Genomic DNA, 14,774 nt, shown 5'->3' with positions numbered 1-14,774 from the left:
GGGTCTCACCTAACTCGCTTCTCCCGCAGGAGTCTTCGTCTTGCACTCCAATTAACAGCTAGAACATACTTAAAACAAAACGTAGTCTCTAACAATACAAATAAAAAAATCCGAACTCATTCAAATCCTATTAAACGAATTTGAGATGATTGTTTGGATTTTTTTTCGCCGAAAATACTTTTGGCCCAGCCTCTTGTTTTGTATGTTAATTGTTAGAGGTATACTGTTTTTCGTCTTCTATGTAAGAGACAATCTCTTCAAAAATATAATCTGTATTTCGTTCTCCTTCTATTTTAACTTTCACTTTTTGCTCATTCAATAATAGTAAAGTTGGATAAGTCGACACTTCCAATTGTTCCTCAATATAATGGTGCTCCTGATCCGTTATAAGGATGACCTTGTTCATTTCACCAGGATACATTTTTTTAATTTCCAAAATTGCATCATAGTACTCATCTTCAATCTCTAAATTTTCTTCATTTGATATAAAGAGGGCATCAGCCTGTAGAAACGATTCGAGAGAATGTTCCCCAGCGTTTCCAAAATTACATGAAGATAGAATCATAAACGAACTAATAACAACAAAGATGCGTATAAACATTCAGGTGTCACCCTTCCTATAGGAAACTTAGCTAATAAATAGTTTAATAAAACCATTTAGTCTCTAAAAGGTCCTACTTATTTCCAAATGTAGTTAGGGCTATTGTACCACGCAAATATTAGAAATTTTGGCTTGTCATTTATTTGTTACAAAAATGAAAAATAACAGTCTTGTACATTGCATACATATTTATAAAGGAGATATGTAAGGGGTAATGATATGAGGGTATTAGCTGTAATAAGTATACAAGCTATGATATACAGTATTTTTACAATCGTTGAAATGTTATCAAATCACGATCGAATCTATGCAAAAGGACTATTATCAATTGTATTTATATATTTAGCCTATATTGCTGCAAATGCTAATGGATACTCTACGAAAAAATCAGCTAAGCTCACTTTCGCGACACTAATCATTTTTATAGTAGTACAAAGAATATCTTGGTGGATTTTAGAGTTTATCTGAATCTATTACTCTCGAATGCATTTAAAACTGACTAAGCTTCACTGGTGCCAAGAACTTGGTGCTGCTATGTCTTATAAAACTTTTCATTATGAAGAAGTATCTGATAACAAATCAAAACGAATGAAAACCCAACAATTGGATAAAGATAATAGATACATTACTAGTTTAATTCGTAGGAAAGGATACTTTATGAAAACATGGTTTCTTATTATCTCTAGTATTACTATTATTTTAGTCAGCTGTTCAAATGAAAAGTATACTCATCACCAAAATAAAGTGACTCAAGGTATGAAGTTATCGACAAATCAAACAGACAAAAATCGATATGTAAATACTAATGTTGGTTATGTTAACCTTTACGATACAAAATACGTTGCAGTTCAAGAAATCAGTGAGAAGCTTAGGGTTACATACGAATACGATGAAATCAATCGAATATTAAAATTCAATAATGGACAAGAAACCTACACTTTTATATATGGTGTTCCTGTATTCAATAATGGTAGTGAACACTTCCCTACATCTAGAACGACATTCGAAATAATAAAGGGTGAACCATATCTTTCTATTGATTTTTTTAAGGGGACACTTCAAGCAAAAGTACTAGAAAGGAAAGAGCTATTAACAATTAACATTCCAAAAGAAAAGACGGACGTACCTGCTAGTACAAAACCATTGGTACCGAAGGATATAGAAGAGATTCTTTCATTATTATCAATTCTCGATAATCCAATAAAGGGAGCGAATGTAAGTACTGTACCTTCTCATCTACCAGGGGCAAAACGAGCATACCGACATGGTACCCATGAAGGAATGGATTTCTATCAATACTCTTCCAAAGTCACTATCAATCAGCAAACACCCGTTTATGGAATGGCTGAAGGTAAAGTTGTTCGTGCAGATCATGATTATGCTCCTTATCCGAATGAAAAAGTGAGAAATAATGATTTACAAATCGCAGCGACTTTACCGACAACACCTGAATATATGTTAGATAAACTGAGAGGGAAACAAGTTTGGATTTCATATCCAAATGGAGTTTTAGCTAGATATGCTCATTTAGATTCTATTCCAGCATCTGTGCGTGTAGGTGAAGTCATAACAAAAGATACGGTTGTTGGTTATGTAGGAAATAGTGGGACAAGCGGAGAAGTAAAAAAGGATAACTCAGAATTACACTTACATTTAGACCTTTTAATTCATAATGAGCTGTTTTGGAAAGGTTTAAGTACTGAGGATGTAAAACAGATTTTAAAACATTTATTTGAACAAAAATAAGAGGCTGGGACAAAACTAAAACACGATACTCTGAAAACGAACAATTTCAAATTAGAAAAGCTTTTAATACAGCTGTTAATTTCCGTGCAAGACTTAGCTTTCCGCGGGGTGTTGGTGAGCCTCCTCAGTCGTTCCTCCCTGGGGGGTCTCACCTAACTCGCTTCTCCCGCAGGAGTCTTCGTCTTGCACTCCAACTAACAGCTAGAACATACTTTAAAACGAAACGTAGTCTCAAACAAAACAAATAAAAAAATCCGAACTCAAACAAATCCTATTTTTAACGAATTTGAGATGATTGTTCGGATTTTTCTTCGCCGAAATAATTTTGGCCCAGCCTCTTACTTTCTTTTATAGTAATACATTACTCTTCCATTGAAGAGATGTAATTCACCCTCTAGCTTTTGGCCAAGAAACTTTGAAAACTCATTTCCTTTTCCTTTGTCACCATGTGTAGCACCTTCCGGTAATACGATTTGGATGTACTCTCGATTTACAAATTCACCGTTTTCATCTTCATATTGTTCAGAACCGACTCCAACCACAATCATATTGTAGCCTCTTTCGTCTGATTTTAAATAAAACCATTGGTCTTTTCCTTCTGGCTTCTCTTTTAGTTCATAAGGAAATGCAGCTGTGCTATATGACCAACTTACTTGCGCTCCAGTTTTGGATGTAATCTCTTTATAATAATGGAAAAGCTTCTTCACCTCATCTAGACTTATCGATTGTTGTGTTGAACCAGGAACAAGCTTTATGTATGCACTATTACTCAATATTTTCACTCCTCAAGTAGCATTTTTTATATTTTTTATGAATATGCTTGAATTACTCGGGAACGTTTTTAGGAAGCTGTGTGTTAAGAAAATTCATTCGAAAACAAAGCCTTTAAAGAAAAAGAAATTAGTTCCACTAATAGTTCCATTCTAGCATTCAGAATTTTAAATTGACAACCTTTAACTGATTTAATTGTATAACCTATTTGAAGTAGACGTGATAAATAGGTAATTATACGTGTTGTGATGTACAGTTGTTTGATTTATAATAATATTCTGAATATTTAACGATGGAGGGATAGGATGAACTATTTTGAAAGATTGTATGATGAGAGTGAAAAGGCGAAGGTACGATTTGTAGGCTTTACAACTGATGATTTCCGTTATGATTTTGGCCTCGTATATACAAATATGTTCTTTGGAAAACCTCTAGTTATCTGTATGCAAACAGGTAGATCAACTCTTCTCGATCCTCAAGATATCCAAGATTTAGATCATTTACAAAAAGTTTTTAGTATCCGAACAAGAAAAGAAGCAGAAGATTTAGCAGAGTTTTTTAAGGAAACGTTGCCTTCGATGCCATTAGAAACACAATATGAATAACAGTTCTTCCAAATACAGTTGTCTATTTTCATCCCTTTTAAAATGTTTATTATGAGTTGAATGTGTTATACAAATTGGGTATTGACAGTACTAATATGACATATTATTATTTAATTAAAGAAAAATGTTACCGCTTTCATTAGAATAAAAGGGGATGAGGAACATGGGAATCATCGTTTGTCAGTCATGTGAGAGAACAATTGAGCATTTTGAAGAAGAAAAAGTAACAACTCTTTACGCAAAGTGTAACAACTGTACATGTAACTCTAATAATGAAGAGAAATAGTATAACATAATGTAAATTTAAAAGCATGTAGCGCGCGCTACATGCTTCTTTTATTTGACATTATATTATCGGATCGCTCGATGTTCTTTAATTACACGTAAGTGCTTTAAATCGAAATCTTCTGGACCTTGAACAGGTAAACCAACTTCCTGATTTTTACGTATATAATTAAGATTATCTTCTGTAATTATCTCCCCTGGAATGAAAATCGGAATACCTGGTGGATACACCATAATAAATTCTGCAATTACTCTACCAGCAGATTCCTCGAAAGGAACAACTTCAGTATCAGCATAAAACGCATCGCGCGGTGATATGGCTAATAAAGGAATATCAGGAATTTCTACGTCCATCTCAGCCTTTGTAGACTGATGATTAAATTTCTCTGAAAGCTCTTTTAGTGCCTTTACTAATAAAGAGGTCTCTGCCTGTGTATCTCCAGGAGTAATAATACAAAGAATGTTATATAAATCAGACATTTCAACTTCAATGTTATATTGTTCACGTAGCCATAATTCAACATCAAAACCTGTAATATTTAAGTCCTTGACACAAATCGTTAGCTTAGTTGGGTCATAATCATACGTCGATTTAGAATCTAAAATTTCTCTTCCAAAACAATATAAATGAGGAATCTCATTTATTTGTTTTCTCGTAGTTTCAGCAAGCTCAATTGCCTTACCAATTATCTCTTTACCTTCAGTAGCTAATCTTCTCCGGGCTGTATCTAAAGATGCTAATAACAGATAAGAAGTAGATGTTGTCGTTAACATACTAATAATCGAGTGAACACGCTTTGGTGAAATAAGGCCTTCGCGTATATTAAGGATAGAGCTTTGGGTCATTGAACCACCTAGCTTATGAACACTTGTCGCAGCCATATCCGCACCAGCCTGCATGGCAGATAACGGAAGATCATCATGGAAATGAATATGTACACCATGTGCTTCGTCTACTAGCACTGGTACTTCATACTCATGGGCAATCTCCACAATACGTTTTAAATCAGCTGAAACTCCGAAATACGTAGGATTTATTACTAATACTCCTTTAGCATCGGGATGTTGTGATAAAGCTTTTTCTACTGAGTCAGGAGTAATTCCATGAGAAATTCCTAGTTTTTTATCTACAACAGGATGTATAAAGATTGGTGTTGCACCAGAAAAAATAATGGCAGACATAACTGACTTATGAACATTTCTTGGTACAATAATCTTATCACCAGGACTACATACTGACATTACCATCGTCATGATTGCACCGCTTGTCCCTTGCACGGAGAAGAAGGTGTGATCTGCACCAAATGCTTTAGCTGCGAGTTGTTGTGCTTGTTTAATCATTCCTTTTGGATGATGCAGATCATCTAAAGGTCCAATATTAATTAAATCTATTGATAGTGCATTTGTACCGATGAAGTCACGAAACGCAGGATCAATGCCACTACCTTTTTTATGTCCAGGAATATGAAACTGGATTGGATTCTTTTTCACATGTTCTAATAACCCCGTAAATAACGGTGTTTCTTGTTGGTTCAACGCTTACACCTCTTCTACACTATTATCAATAAAAAACAAGAGTGATTATAGCATTTATCGTAATTTATGGAAAGGAAAATATTGTTTCTTTATAGGATTCAAAAAAGAGAAGCTATATATACCTTTTCCTATCAAATAATGAATAAACATGAAAAAAGGATTTTCAATGAATTATATAGAAGCTAACAGGAGTAGGGGGAGATATAATTGAATTGGGAAACTCGAATAACTCAGCTTTTAAACATTAAATATCCCATTATACAAGGTGGTCTAGCCTATTTAGCGTATTCAGATTTAGCAGCAGCAGTATCAAATGCCGGTGGATTAGGACAAATAACGGCGATGTCACTTGAGACACCAGAACAACTACGTGAAGAAATAAGAACAGTAAGAGAAAAGACAAATAAACCGTTTGGGGTGAATTACGCAATTGGACAGCACGGTCGTCCATTTGAAGAGATGCTTCAAGTTGCCATTGATGAAGATGTTCCTGCTATCACAATGACTGGTGGTAATCCGGCACCGATATTTGAACAATTAAAAGGAACTACGATTAAAAAGCTAGTGCTGGTTGCTGCTAGAAGACAGGCTGAAAAAGCAGAGGAATTAGGAGCAGATGCTGTGATGGTAGTTGGTCAAGAAGGCGGAGGTCATCTTGGGAAACATGATATTGGTACGATGGTACTTGTACCTCAAGTGGTAGATGCAGTCTCTATTCCTGTAGTAGCTTCTGGTGGTATTGCAGATGGCAAGGGATTCATGGCAGCATTAAGTTTAGGTGCAGAAGGGATTGAAATGGGAACTCGCTTTATTGCAACCCAAGAATGTATTCATGCGAGTAATATTTATAAAAAGCGACTAGTAGAAAGTTCTGAAAATGATACGATTGTGATTAAGAGAAGTCTTGGTGCACCTGCAAGGGCAATCTCGAATAATTGGACTTCTAAAATAATTGAACTCGAAGAGCAGGAAGCTACGTATGAATCACTGAAAGATTATATTAGTGGGTATGCTAATAAAAGGTATATTTATGATGGCGAGGAAAATGAAGGATTCGCATGGGCTGGACAAGTAATGGGACGTATTAAGGATGTTCCATCGGTCGATGAGTTGTTTACTCGTATTATAAAGGAAGCAGAATTAATAAGAACAAAATGGAGTGAGAATGAATAAATGAGCTATGAATATCCGATATCAACAGACTGGACAACAGATGAAATTGTCAATGTCATTCAGTTTTTTAGTAGTATAGAAAAAGCATATGAATCTGGAATCGATCGAGAACAATTATCTAGGGCTTATAAAAGGTTTAAGGAAGTTGTTCCAAGTAAATCTGAAGAGAAAAAACTTTGTGGTGAGTTTGAAAAAGAAAGTGGCTACTCAAGTTATCGTGCCATAAAGAAAATGATGGAGGAACCATCTAAAAAGATATTAAAAATGTAAAAAAAGAATGCGATTAGAGCATTCTTTTTTATGTTAAGTCAATGAAAGTTTATAAAGAGGAAGTAGTGTATGATAAGTTTCTTTAACAAAATCTATAAATTGCTCTCCATCTTTTAGTAGTGGGTCATCTGCTTGTACGTGGCGTCCAACTAAAAATTCTGCGCTTTTGACGTTTTGGAACCGTTCAAGCACCTCTTTAAACTCTTTTTTTGATAAATCATTTACTTGAAGTGATTGTTTTTTAGTATGATCTAATGAAATGACATAGGAACTTGGGATAGACTCTTTCACAAACTCAGCCTTCTTTAAAAATTTAAAAGCAATATCTTGTTTATTCGGTAATTCATAAATAAAAGCAAGCCAAACGAATACGTGGTCATCAAATACTCCTACTTGAAAGTGTGGATGTTTTTTATAGCCGCGTTTATCATGACAAATAGCTAACCAAGTATCTTTAGGAGGATTAACTGTTCGTCTCGCGTGTTTGGCGATATGTAAAAACATCTCATTACCTGTAAGAACCGATAAATCCTGACTAAGTACATTTCCAATATCACGAAACTTTGGTTGGATATTCTCCTTTATCGATGCCATTCTCTCGTCTAGTCCTTCTATTTGAAAGGTGTTAAAATCCTTCTCACTAAAACCTGTGAATACCATAATAACCTCCTAAAATTCTGCACAGTGTTGTTAACCATAATATATCCTTTATCATATCACAACGTCGAATATTGTTGAAAAGATAAGTATTGAGACTATTGCCTAATGGATAGTAACTATAATACAATTTTTTTTCGCTCTCGGCACAAGCTTCACGCACTGACGGAGAGCCGCCAATGATCATATTTTAACTATTAATGTTTTACTCGAAGGTGCAAGAATTAATGTAACTTAAACTTCTGCACGTAAAACTCACATAGAAAAAAGATCAAAACAAAATTTATAGGTAATCACACATTTTTGTTGCATAGCACAAGGTCTATACATAATATATATAACAACAAAATAACTGAAATTTTAGTCTTTTATCAGCCGAGTACAACCGAAATGATGGAAAGGGGTGCATCGTTCATGAAACAAGTCTTAAATGATAAGAAGAAAACGGAAGCAGAAAAACGAAAACCTGTTTTACGTTTAGAAGTTGATTATGAATTAGCAACCCTTTATGATGCTTTATTAATAAAGGATGCTAAAAAAATTTTAGAATGCAAACGTAAATTAGAGAAGCTTAGACAAGAAATGATCCGCTTAGACGCTTAAAAGGATTTTACGGACCTTTTAGAAGGGGTTCGTTTTTTCTGTGAAGGGAATGATAGTGAATAACTGGCTGAGTTGTCTAACTTGCATTATTCTTTCTTAATTCGATACTCTAATATTAAAGTTTTTGAAACATTTAGGGGGAGAGACTTTTGGATAGTGCTCTTGACTGGAACAAACTTGATACATACGCAAAACAATGGATTAAAGAAGCGGGTAATATCATTCGAAATTCCTTTTCATCACAATTAATGATTCAAACAAAAACATCTCCTGATGACCTTGTTACCAATATGGATCATGAAATTGAACAGTTTTTTATTGAAAGAATAACTAAAAACTTTCCTGGTCACCGAATTCTAGGGGAGGAGGGGGTTGGTGATAATGTCCAAACCTTAGTAGGAATAGTATGGATTATTGATCCAATCGATGGAACAATGAATTTTGTTCATCAACAACGCAATTTTGCGATCTCCATTGGGATATATGAAAATGGAGTCGGAAAAATTGGGCTAATCTTTGATGTTGTAAGTGGGGACCTTTATCATGCCCAAAAGGGACAAGGTGCGTTTCTAAATGATGTAAGCCTTCCTAAGTTGAAAAATGTGAAGCTTGAAGAAGCGGTGATTGGAATTAACGCAACATGGGTAACTGAAAATAAGCGAATTGATCCTACGAAATTAGCTCCACTCATTAAACGTGTGAGAGGGACAAGGTCTTATGGTTCAGCCGCAATTGAATTAGCTTATGTTGCAGCAGGAAGGTTAGATGCATATATTACGATGAGACTATCACCTTGGGATTTTGCAGCTGGTTTAGTATTAATTGAAGAAGTTGGTGGATTGGTAACTACGATTGAAGGTAAATCATTAAAATTATTAGAGCAAAACTCTGTATTTGCCAGTAATGCGAGTTTTCATGATGAAGTTGTCGATACGTACGTCCTTGGTAAGAACGAGTGATGGTAACAAGTCGTCCCTATGAAGACATTGATTTTTCTTTTTTTATTAATTGTGTGAAAGATAGCAAAGACTGGCAGGAGGAAGAATGTCACGAATCTGAGTTACATAATTTTATGAAAAAATATGAGCATGTAAACGGAGTATGGTTGATTTGGTCAGATGAAAACAGAGAAATCGGTATTTCCTATACAGTGGAACACGCACAGTCTAATGGAAGACCATGGGTTGGTACGTTACTTATACATCCTCAATATCAAAGAAATGGGTATGGGAAAACAATTATTACCCAATTGCTTCATACATGGGCTGATAAGGGGGAGAAGATTGCTTATGCAGCCATCCCGATTATGCAACATGGGTGGATATCTTTTCTAACTTCCTGTGGATTCGAGCAATATAAAATTGAAAAAGAATATGACAAGACCTACTTATTGTGTATAAAACCTTTAGAAAAAGAGTAAGGAAGTGTTTTCCTTACTCTTTTTCTCGATTTTTAGCTTTAAATACAAACCCTACACCCATTGTCACAATAACTCCGAGTATTGCCCCAAGAATTCCTAGTCCACTTCTTTCAGCAATTGCTATTCCGATAAGTATGATAAAAAAAGCAGTAAGGAATGCTAGTAGTAATGAAATAACTTTTTTCTTTTGCATAATAACCCTCCAACTATAGTTTACAAAAGATTTTTATAAATGAAAATGAGATTCTTTCACGCATCTTGAAAGTATATGGTATAATAGCAAAGTTGTAAATGTAAGAAAAATGCTTGAATGCTTAAAGCACGAGAGAAAACCTTAATTAGAAGTAGGAGATGAGATCTTGAAATTACGTGATGATCTTCGTAATATTGCTATCATTGCTCACGTTGACCATGGTAAAACAACATTGGTTGACAAATTGTTGCATCAATCTGGTACATTCCGTTCAAACGAACATGTTGAAGAACGTGCAATGGATTCGAATGCTATCGAAAAAGAGCGCGGAATTACAATATTAGCGAAAAATACTGCGATTGAATATAAGGAAAAAAGAATCAACATTATGGACACACCAGGACATGCTGACTTTGGTGGAGAAGTAGAACGTATTATGCGTATGGTTGATGGAGTTCTATTAGTTGTAGATGCATATGAAGGAACGATGCCCCAAACTCGTTTCGTGTTAAAAAAGGCATTAGAACAAAAGCTAACTCCAATTGTTGTAGTTAATAAAATTGATAAGCCATCTGCAAGACCATTAGAGGTTATAGATGAAGTAATCGATTTATTTATTGAATTAGGTGCTGAAGAAGATCAACTTGAATTCCCGGTTGTATATGCATCAGCTATTAATGGTACAGCGAGCCTTGATCCAGACCCAGCTAACCAAGAGGAAGACATGAGCTGTTTGTTTGATTCAATCTTAGAGCATATTCCTGCTCCTGTAGATAACAGTGATGAGCCTCTTCAATTCCAAGTTACACTTCTTGATTATAATGACTATGTTGGACGTATTGGAATTGGACGTATTTTCCGCGGGACAATGAATGTAGGGCAAGAAGTCTCGTTAATGAAGCTAGACGGTTCTGTGAAGAAGTTCCGTGTTACAAAGATGTTTGGATTCATTGGTCTTAAACGTATTGAAATTCAAGAAGCAAAAGCTGGCGATTTAGTTGCTGTTTCTGGAATGGAAGACATTAACGTTGGTGAAACTGTATGTCCGATTGACAAGCAAGAGGCGCTTCCAATACTTCGTATTGATGAACCTACTTTGCAAATGACCTTCCTTGTTAATAATAGTCCGTTTGCAGGACGAGAAGGTAAATGGGTTACAGCACGAAAAATCGAAGAGCGCTTAATGGCTCAATTAGAGACAGATGTTAGCTTACGTGTTGATCAAACTGATTCACCAGATGTTTGGACAGTTTCAGGTCGTGGTGAATTACATTTATCAATCTTAATTGAAAACATGAGACGTGAAGGCTTTGAATTACAAGTATCTAAGCCAGAAGTAATCGTTAAGGAAGTTGATGGCGTTAAGTGTGAGCCAGTTGAACGTGTTCAAATCGATGTGCCGGATGAATATACTGGATCGATTATGGAATCACTAGGAATGAGAAAAGGTGAACTAGTGGATATGTCAAGTAATGGCGGCGGACAAACACGAATGGTATTCAATGTACCAGCACGTGGATTAATCGGTTACCGAACTGAATTTATGACAATGACAAGAGGGTATGGTATCTTAAATCATACGTTTGATAGCTATCAACCAGTATTTGCTGGTCAGATTGGTGGACGTCGTAATGGTGTGCTTGTTTCATTAGAAACAGGTAAATCCACTCAATACAGTATTTTAGCTTTAGAAGACCGTGGAACAATTTTCATTGAACCAGGTACAGATGTATACGAAGGTATGATTGTCGGAGAAAATAACCGTGATAATGACCTTACAGTTAACGTCATTAAAGCAAAGCAAATGACAAATATGCGTTCTGCTAATAAAGACCAAACGACAACAATGAAAAAGCCGAAAATCATGTCACTAGAAGAATCATTGGAATATCTAAATGATGATGAATATTGTGAGGTTACACCACAATCCATTCGTCTACGTAAAAAGATTCTGGATAAGAGTGAACGTGAAAGAGCTGCAAAAAAGAAAAAGTATGCTGATGTAGGTCAATAAGAGTAAAATTAGGGTTAACACTTCGTTGACCCTGTCTTTTTATTTCATATTGAAGGAGGAACACATATGGAAGTGGGCGATTATTTATCCTTTTTCCCTGCTTTATACCGGGTAGAACAAAATCCTGACTTAGGAATGTGGCTTTTATATATTACTATTTTTTTACTTTCTGTAGTTGTGTACAAGCTAGGGTTCGCTAAGAAGCTCCCTATATTAAAATCAGTTGTCATTTATTTCTTTTTAGCACTAGGTTGTACGGTGTTAACTTTTTTAGGAATCTTTTTACCTGTTGCAGAGGGTCTTGTCGTTGCAGCTGTTATTTTAATTGTTTATAAGATTAGACTACATAACTCTAAAAAGGCAGATGCAAATACATGAGTTCATTGCAGGACACACTATATAATTGGTTAACCATTAAAGTCGTTGCAGATGTTAGAGTAGATGATACGGCAGCACAGGATACGGTAAATCTCTTCTATGAGGTTCTTACAGAAGAACATGGAATAAGTGAGATTACAGTGAAAAAAGATGAACAAATGTACGAAGTCTCTTATGTTTTACAAGGTGAACAGAAGAGAACTAGGTTTCCAGTAGAACTAATTGATGTCATGCTTGAGCAAATGGAAGCAGAGCCAGAGAAGTTTATAAACTATCCAAAAGAAGAAGAAAATGACGAGCCTACTAACTAGGTCGTCATTTTTTTAGTTAAATACTGATAGGAAGCTGCCAAGGAAAATGCAAATAATATATGTCCAATCGTCCACAATAGAAACCCAGTTAAATCAGTTATTGAGACGGTTTCTTTAATAGATAAGTGAATGAGCACATAGAATAAAGGAATAGTAGGAATTGTAATGATGAATGATGTTATGTATGGGTGTGTCTTTGTTTTTGGAATGAAAGAATAAATCATTCCCAGTAAAAATGAAATACACAGATGAAAGAAAAACTCTACAAATTCACTCCAGATCACTCTGCCAAGTATCGGGAGGAAATCTACATTTAGTAATAGAGTATAAACTTTTATCCCTGTAAAGGTTTGTACAACTTTTAAGAAAAAACCTAAGATTACTCCACCTATAACTCCACTGGAAGCTCCAGATACTAAATGCTGTCTCGTTACCAATCTTCTTTAAGCTTCCTTTCACGATACACTCTAAACTTCCCAGTATTTAGTCGTTCTTTTGTTTTAATTTCGATTCGATCATGACAGTCTTGACACATATATGTATGAATTGGGCGATTTCTAAGTCGCTTTGCCACTAATGTCTCGTCTTCTATATTTTCAATCTTATCGCATATCACGCACTTAACTCTCATCTTTCCACCTCTAATTGTTGAAATCTTCATGTAAACAGTATAGCATGAATTATACATAATGTTTATTTCCTTAAGCGCTTTTCGTTAACATTGTACTCTTCATCAAAATCTAATTAAGGTTAAATCTTCTATCGTGTGTGATATTCAATTCTTTGACGAAAAGATGTAACTGAAACCAAGGTATTACTTGGTTTTCGAAAAACATCATCAATAACTGACCCATGAAATTGACTTCATTGTATTTTTTTTTAAATAAAACTAATTGATTACAAACAATAGGAGGGAAAGAAAATGGCAAATCAAGTTGAATCCATGTTAATTTCAAGTTTGTATGATTTTCTTCAAAGAGAGAGATTTGTAACGATATCAACTATTGATCACGTAACAGGTGGTCCAAATGTAAGTGCAATTTCTTGGGTGTATGCTCCTGACCAAAGGCGTATTGTCTTCGCTGTCGATAATCGATCTAGAATTATACAAAATATAAAGAATATACCTCTAATTGTAATGAATGTTGTGGCAAATGATTCTACATATTCCATATATGGCGAAGCGGTCATTAAAAATGAGAAAGTTGAAGATGTACCGTTAAAATTAGCTCTTGTTGAAATTAAGATAAGTGAAGTTCGTGATGTTATGTTTTATGGAGCAAAAATCTCAATCGAACCGAGATATGAAAAAACATATGATGCTGAGGCAGCTACTAGGTTGGATCGTCAAGTAATGGAAGCGATTAAAAATAACTAAATATCATTAGTAACAAAAATCGCTCGGGAGTATAGACTATCCCAAGCGATTTTATTTTAGTCTTTTTTCATTGATTTGTGTTGTTTCATAAGTCTAGTAAAGGAACATGTTTACGAAAAAAACTGTATCTTATAGGTTATTCTTTGGTGTTTGTGTGTCTCGATTTTTTTGGTTTTTAGATTGGTCTTGTTGTTCCTTTTCAAGTTCATTTTCTTTTCCTTCTGGGAGTTGATTTTTACTATTTGTTTCAGTTGGTGCAGTTCGATCTTGTTCGAATATATCGGCTGGAAGTTCTGGCATTAATCTACCAACCATTGCTGATAACTCATTCATTATTCCGCTGATTGGACGACCTTGTTTAATTTCCTTACCCATTTGGCGAAGTCTAACATTTGCATCTGGGTCTGCAATTACGATTGCGTTTGCACCATGAGGATCATGTTTTAAGCTCTCTGCAACAGAATATTTAATTGTGCCAACTCGTGAACGGTCGATTTTGGAATTCACATCAATTCCAACAACTGCTACATTTCCGATTACAAGAGCGGTAGCATCATTTACGTTAGGTACGCTTGAGGCAAGCTTAACTAAGTTCTGAGCAATTTCTTCTGATGACCTTGGATCATCCTTTTCGATTACTTGATTTTTAACTTGGATAAATTCATTTTCTTCATTTTTTCTTGCTTCGTTATTATTGTTACACCCTGCCATAAGAGCAAAACATATAATCGATAGAATCATGACAATTTTATTCATTTTATTCCCTCCATATCCTTTTACACTTTTTAAGAGTTACGATTCAAAATGCAACTGTGTATAACTGGTTTATTTTT

21 protein-coding genes are annotated in these 14,774 nt (G+C 35.0%); 13 read left to right on the top strand and 8 right to left on the bottom strand.

Going from position 1 to position 14,774, the window contains the following annotated elements; genetic code table 11:
- Nucleotides 1–205 precede the first annotated feature (205 nt).
- Nucleotides 206–601 (bottom strand): hypothetical protein, encoded by a 396-nt coding sequence (locus JR050_RS13195; protein WP_204203948.1) that lies wholly within the window; start codon nt 599–601, stop codon nt 206–208.
- A 219-nt stretch (nt 602–820) separates the two neighbouring features.
- Here JR050_RS13195 and JR050_RS13190 point away from each other — a divergent pair, with 219 nt between their 5' ends.
- Nucleotides 821–1,069, top strand: coding sequence for a hypothetical protein (locus JR050_RS13190; protein WP_204203947.1), 249 nt, complete (start codon nt 821–823; stop codon nt 1,067–1,069).
- Between the two features lie 189 nt (nt 1,070–1,258).
- On the top strand, nt 1,259–2,347 hold the full coding sequence (locus JR050_RS13185) for a M23 family metallopeptidase (protein ID WP_204203946.1): 1,089 nt from the start codon (nt 1,259–1,261) through the stop codon (nt 2,345–2,347).
- A 338-nt stretch (nt 2,348–2,685) separates the two neighbouring features.
- On the opposite strand, the gene JR050_RS13180 is transcribed toward JR050_RS13185, so the two are convergent.
- Nucleotides 2,686–3,120 carry a DUF1885 family protein gene (locus tag JR050_RS13180; protein ID WP_204203945.1) on the bottom strand — a complete coding sequence of 145 codons (435 nt, stop codon included), beginning with the start codon at nt 3,118–3,120 and terminating at the stop codon, nt 2,686–2,688.
- A gap of 303 nt (nt 3,121–3,423) precedes the next feature.
- Here JR050_RS13180 and JR050_RS13175 point away from each other — a divergent pair, with 303 nt between their 5' ends.
- Both JR050_RS13175 and JR050_RS13170 read left to right on the top strand, forming a co-directional pair.
- Nucleotides 3,424–3,723, top strand: coding sequence for a DUF3055 domain-containing protein (locus tag JR050_RS13175; protein WP_204203944.1), 300 nt, complete (start codon nt 3,424–3,426; stop codon nt 3,721–3,723).
- Between the two features lie 163 nt (nt 3,724–3,886).
- Nucleotides 3,887–4,009 (top strand): GapA-binding peptide SR1P, encoded by a 123-nt coding sequence (locus tag JR050_RS13170; RefSeq protein ID WP_204203943.1) that lies wholly within the window; start codon nt 3,887–3,889, stop codon nt 4,007–4,009.
- Between the two features lie 65 nt (nt 4,010–4,074).
- Here the strand turns inward: JR050_RS13170 and JR050_RS13165 are convergent, their stop codons facing one another.
- Complete coding sequence (locus JR050_RS13165; protein WP_204203942.1) at nt 4,075–5,544, bottom strand: aminotransferase class I/II-fold pyridoxal phosphate-dependent enzyme; 1,470 nt, start codon at nt 5,542–5,544, stop codon at nt 4,075–4,077.
- 207 nt (nt 5,545–5,751) lie between these two features.
- On the opposite strand from JR050_RS13165, the gene JR050_RS13160 reads away from it, so the two are divergent.
- On the top strand, nt 5,752–6,717 hold the full coding sequence (locus tag JR050_RS13160) for an NAD(P)H-dependent flavin oxidoreductase (protein ID WP_204203941.1): 966 nt from the start codon (nt 5,752–5,754) through the stop codon (nt 6,715–6,717).
- A complete protein-coding gene (locus JR050_RS13155; protein ID WP_204203940.1) occupies nt 6,718–6,987 on the top strand; it encodes a UPF0223 family protein in 270 nt (89 codons plus the stop codon).
- 33 nt (nt 6,988–7,020) lie between these two features.
- On the opposite strand, the gene JR050_RS13150 is transcribed toward JR050_RS13155, so the two are convergent.
- Nucleotides 7,021–7,647 (bottom strand): YktB family protein, encoded by a 627-nt coding sequence (locus JR050_RS13150; protein WP_204203939.1) that lies wholly within the window; start codon nt 7,645–7,647, stop codon nt 7,021–7,023.
- Nucleotides 7,648–8,058: 411 nt separating this feature from the next.
- Between JR050_RS13150 and JR050_RS13145 the strand changes: the two genes are divergently transcribed.
- From JR050_RS13145 to JR050_RS13135, 3 genes are all read left to right on the top strand, one after another.
- Complete coding sequence (locus tag JR050_RS13145) at nt 8,059–8,247, top strand: hypothetical protein (protein WP_204203938.1); 189 nt, start codon at nt 8,059–8,061, stop codon at nt 8,245–8,247.
- Between the two features lie 149 nt (nt 8,248–8,396).
- A complete protein-coding gene (locus tag JR050_RS13140) occupies nt 8,397–9,206 on the top strand; it encodes an inositol monophosphatase family protein (protein WP_204203937.1) in 810 nt (269 codons plus the stop codon).
- Nucleotides 9,206–9,667 (top strand): GNAT family N-acetyltransferase, encoded by a 462-nt coding sequence (locus JR050_RS13135; RefSeq protein ID WP_204203936.1) that lies wholly within the window; start codon nt 9,206–9,208, stop codon nt 9,665–9,667. The genes JR050_RS13140 and JR050_RS13135 overlap by 1 nt, the downstream gene beginning before the upstream one ends.
- Nucleotides 9,668–9,680: 13 nt before the next feature.
- Here JR050_RS13135 and JR050_RS13130 read toward each other — a convergent pair whose 3' ends face one another.
- Nucleotides 9,681–9,860 carry a DUF5325 family protein gene (locus tag JR050_RS13130; protein WP_204203935.1) on the bottom strand — a complete coding sequence of 60 codons (180 nt, stop codon included), beginning with the start codon at nt 9,858–9,860 and terminating at the stop codon, nt 9,681–9,683.
- 166 nt (nt 9,861–10,026) lie between these two features.
- On the opposite strand from JR050_RS13130, the gene typA reads away from it, so the two are divergent.
- The 3 genes from typA (at nt 10,027) to JR050_RS13115 (ending at nt 12,563) form a co-directional block, all read left to right on the top strand.
- Nucleotides 10,027–11,874 carry a translational GTPase TypA gene (typA, locus tag JR050_RS13125; protein WP_204203934.1) on the top strand — a complete coding sequence of 616 codons (1,848 nt, stop codon included), beginning with the start codon at nt 10,027–10,029 and terminating at the stop codon, nt 11,872–11,874.
- Nucleotides 11,875–11,940: 66 nt separating this feature from the next.
- Nucleotides 11,941–12,252 carry a YlaH-like family protein gene (locus JR050_RS13120; RefSeq protein WP_204203933.1) on the top strand — a complete coding sequence of 104 codons (312 nt, stop codon included), beginning with the start codon at nt 11,941–11,943 and terminating at the stop codon, nt 12,250–12,252.
- Nucleotides 12,249–12,563: a hypothetical protein gene (locus JR050_RS13115; protein WP_204203932.1), complete on the top strand. Its 315-nt coding sequence runs from the start codon at nt 12,249–12,251 to the stop codon at nt 12,561–12,563. Before JR050_RS13120 ends, JR050_RS13115 begins: the two co-directional genes overlap by 4 nt.
- Here the strand turns inward: JR050_RS13115 and JR050_RS13110 are convergent.
- Both JR050_RS13110 and JR050_RS13105 read right to left on the bottom strand, forming a co-directional pair.
- Nucleotides 12,560–13,000: a hypothetical protein gene (locus JR050_RS13110; RefSeq protein WP_204203931.1), complete on the bottom strand. Its 441-nt coding sequence runs from the start codon at nt 12,998–13,000 to the stop codon at nt 12,560–12,562. The genes JR050_RS13115 and JR050_RS13110 overlap by 4 nt on opposite strands.
- Nucleotides 12,994–13,194 (bottom strand): YlaI family protein, encoded by a 201-nt coding sequence (locus tag JR050_RS13105; protein WP_204203930.1) that lies wholly within the window; start codon nt 13,192–13,194, stop codon nt 12,994–12,996. Before JR050_RS13105 ends, JR050_RS13110 begins: the two co-directional genes overlap by 7 nt.
- A gap of 291 nt (nt 13,195–13,485) precedes the next feature.
- On the opposite strand from JR050_RS13105, the gene JR050_RS13100 reads away from it, so the two are divergent.
- Nucleotides 13,486–13,941, top strand: coding sequence for a pyridoxamine 5'-phosphate oxidase family protein (locus JR050_RS13100; protein WP_204203929.1), 456 nt, complete (start codon nt 13,486–13,488; stop codon nt 13,939–13,941).
- 129 nt (nt 13,942–14,070) lie between these two features.
- Here the strand turns inward: JR050_RS13100 and JR050_RS13095 are convergent, their stop codons facing one another.
- Nucleotides 14,071–14,697: a YhcN/YlaJ family sporulation lipoprotein gene (locus JR050_RS13095; protein ID WP_204203928.1), complete on the bottom strand. Its 627-nt coding sequence runs from the start codon at nt 14,695–14,697 to the stop codon at nt 14,071–14,073.
- Between the last annotated feature and the right edge of the window lie 77 nt (nt 14,698–14,774).

This window comes from Bacillus suaedaesalsae (assembly GCF_016890225.1).
In the GTDB taxonomy this organism is placed as follows: Bacteria; Bacillota; Bacilli; order Bacillales; family SA4; genus Bacillus_BS; species Bacillus_BS suaedaesalsae.
The sequence above is the reverse complement of the archived record's forward strand: the minus strand, read 5'-3'. Positions and strand labels throughout refer to the sequence as shown.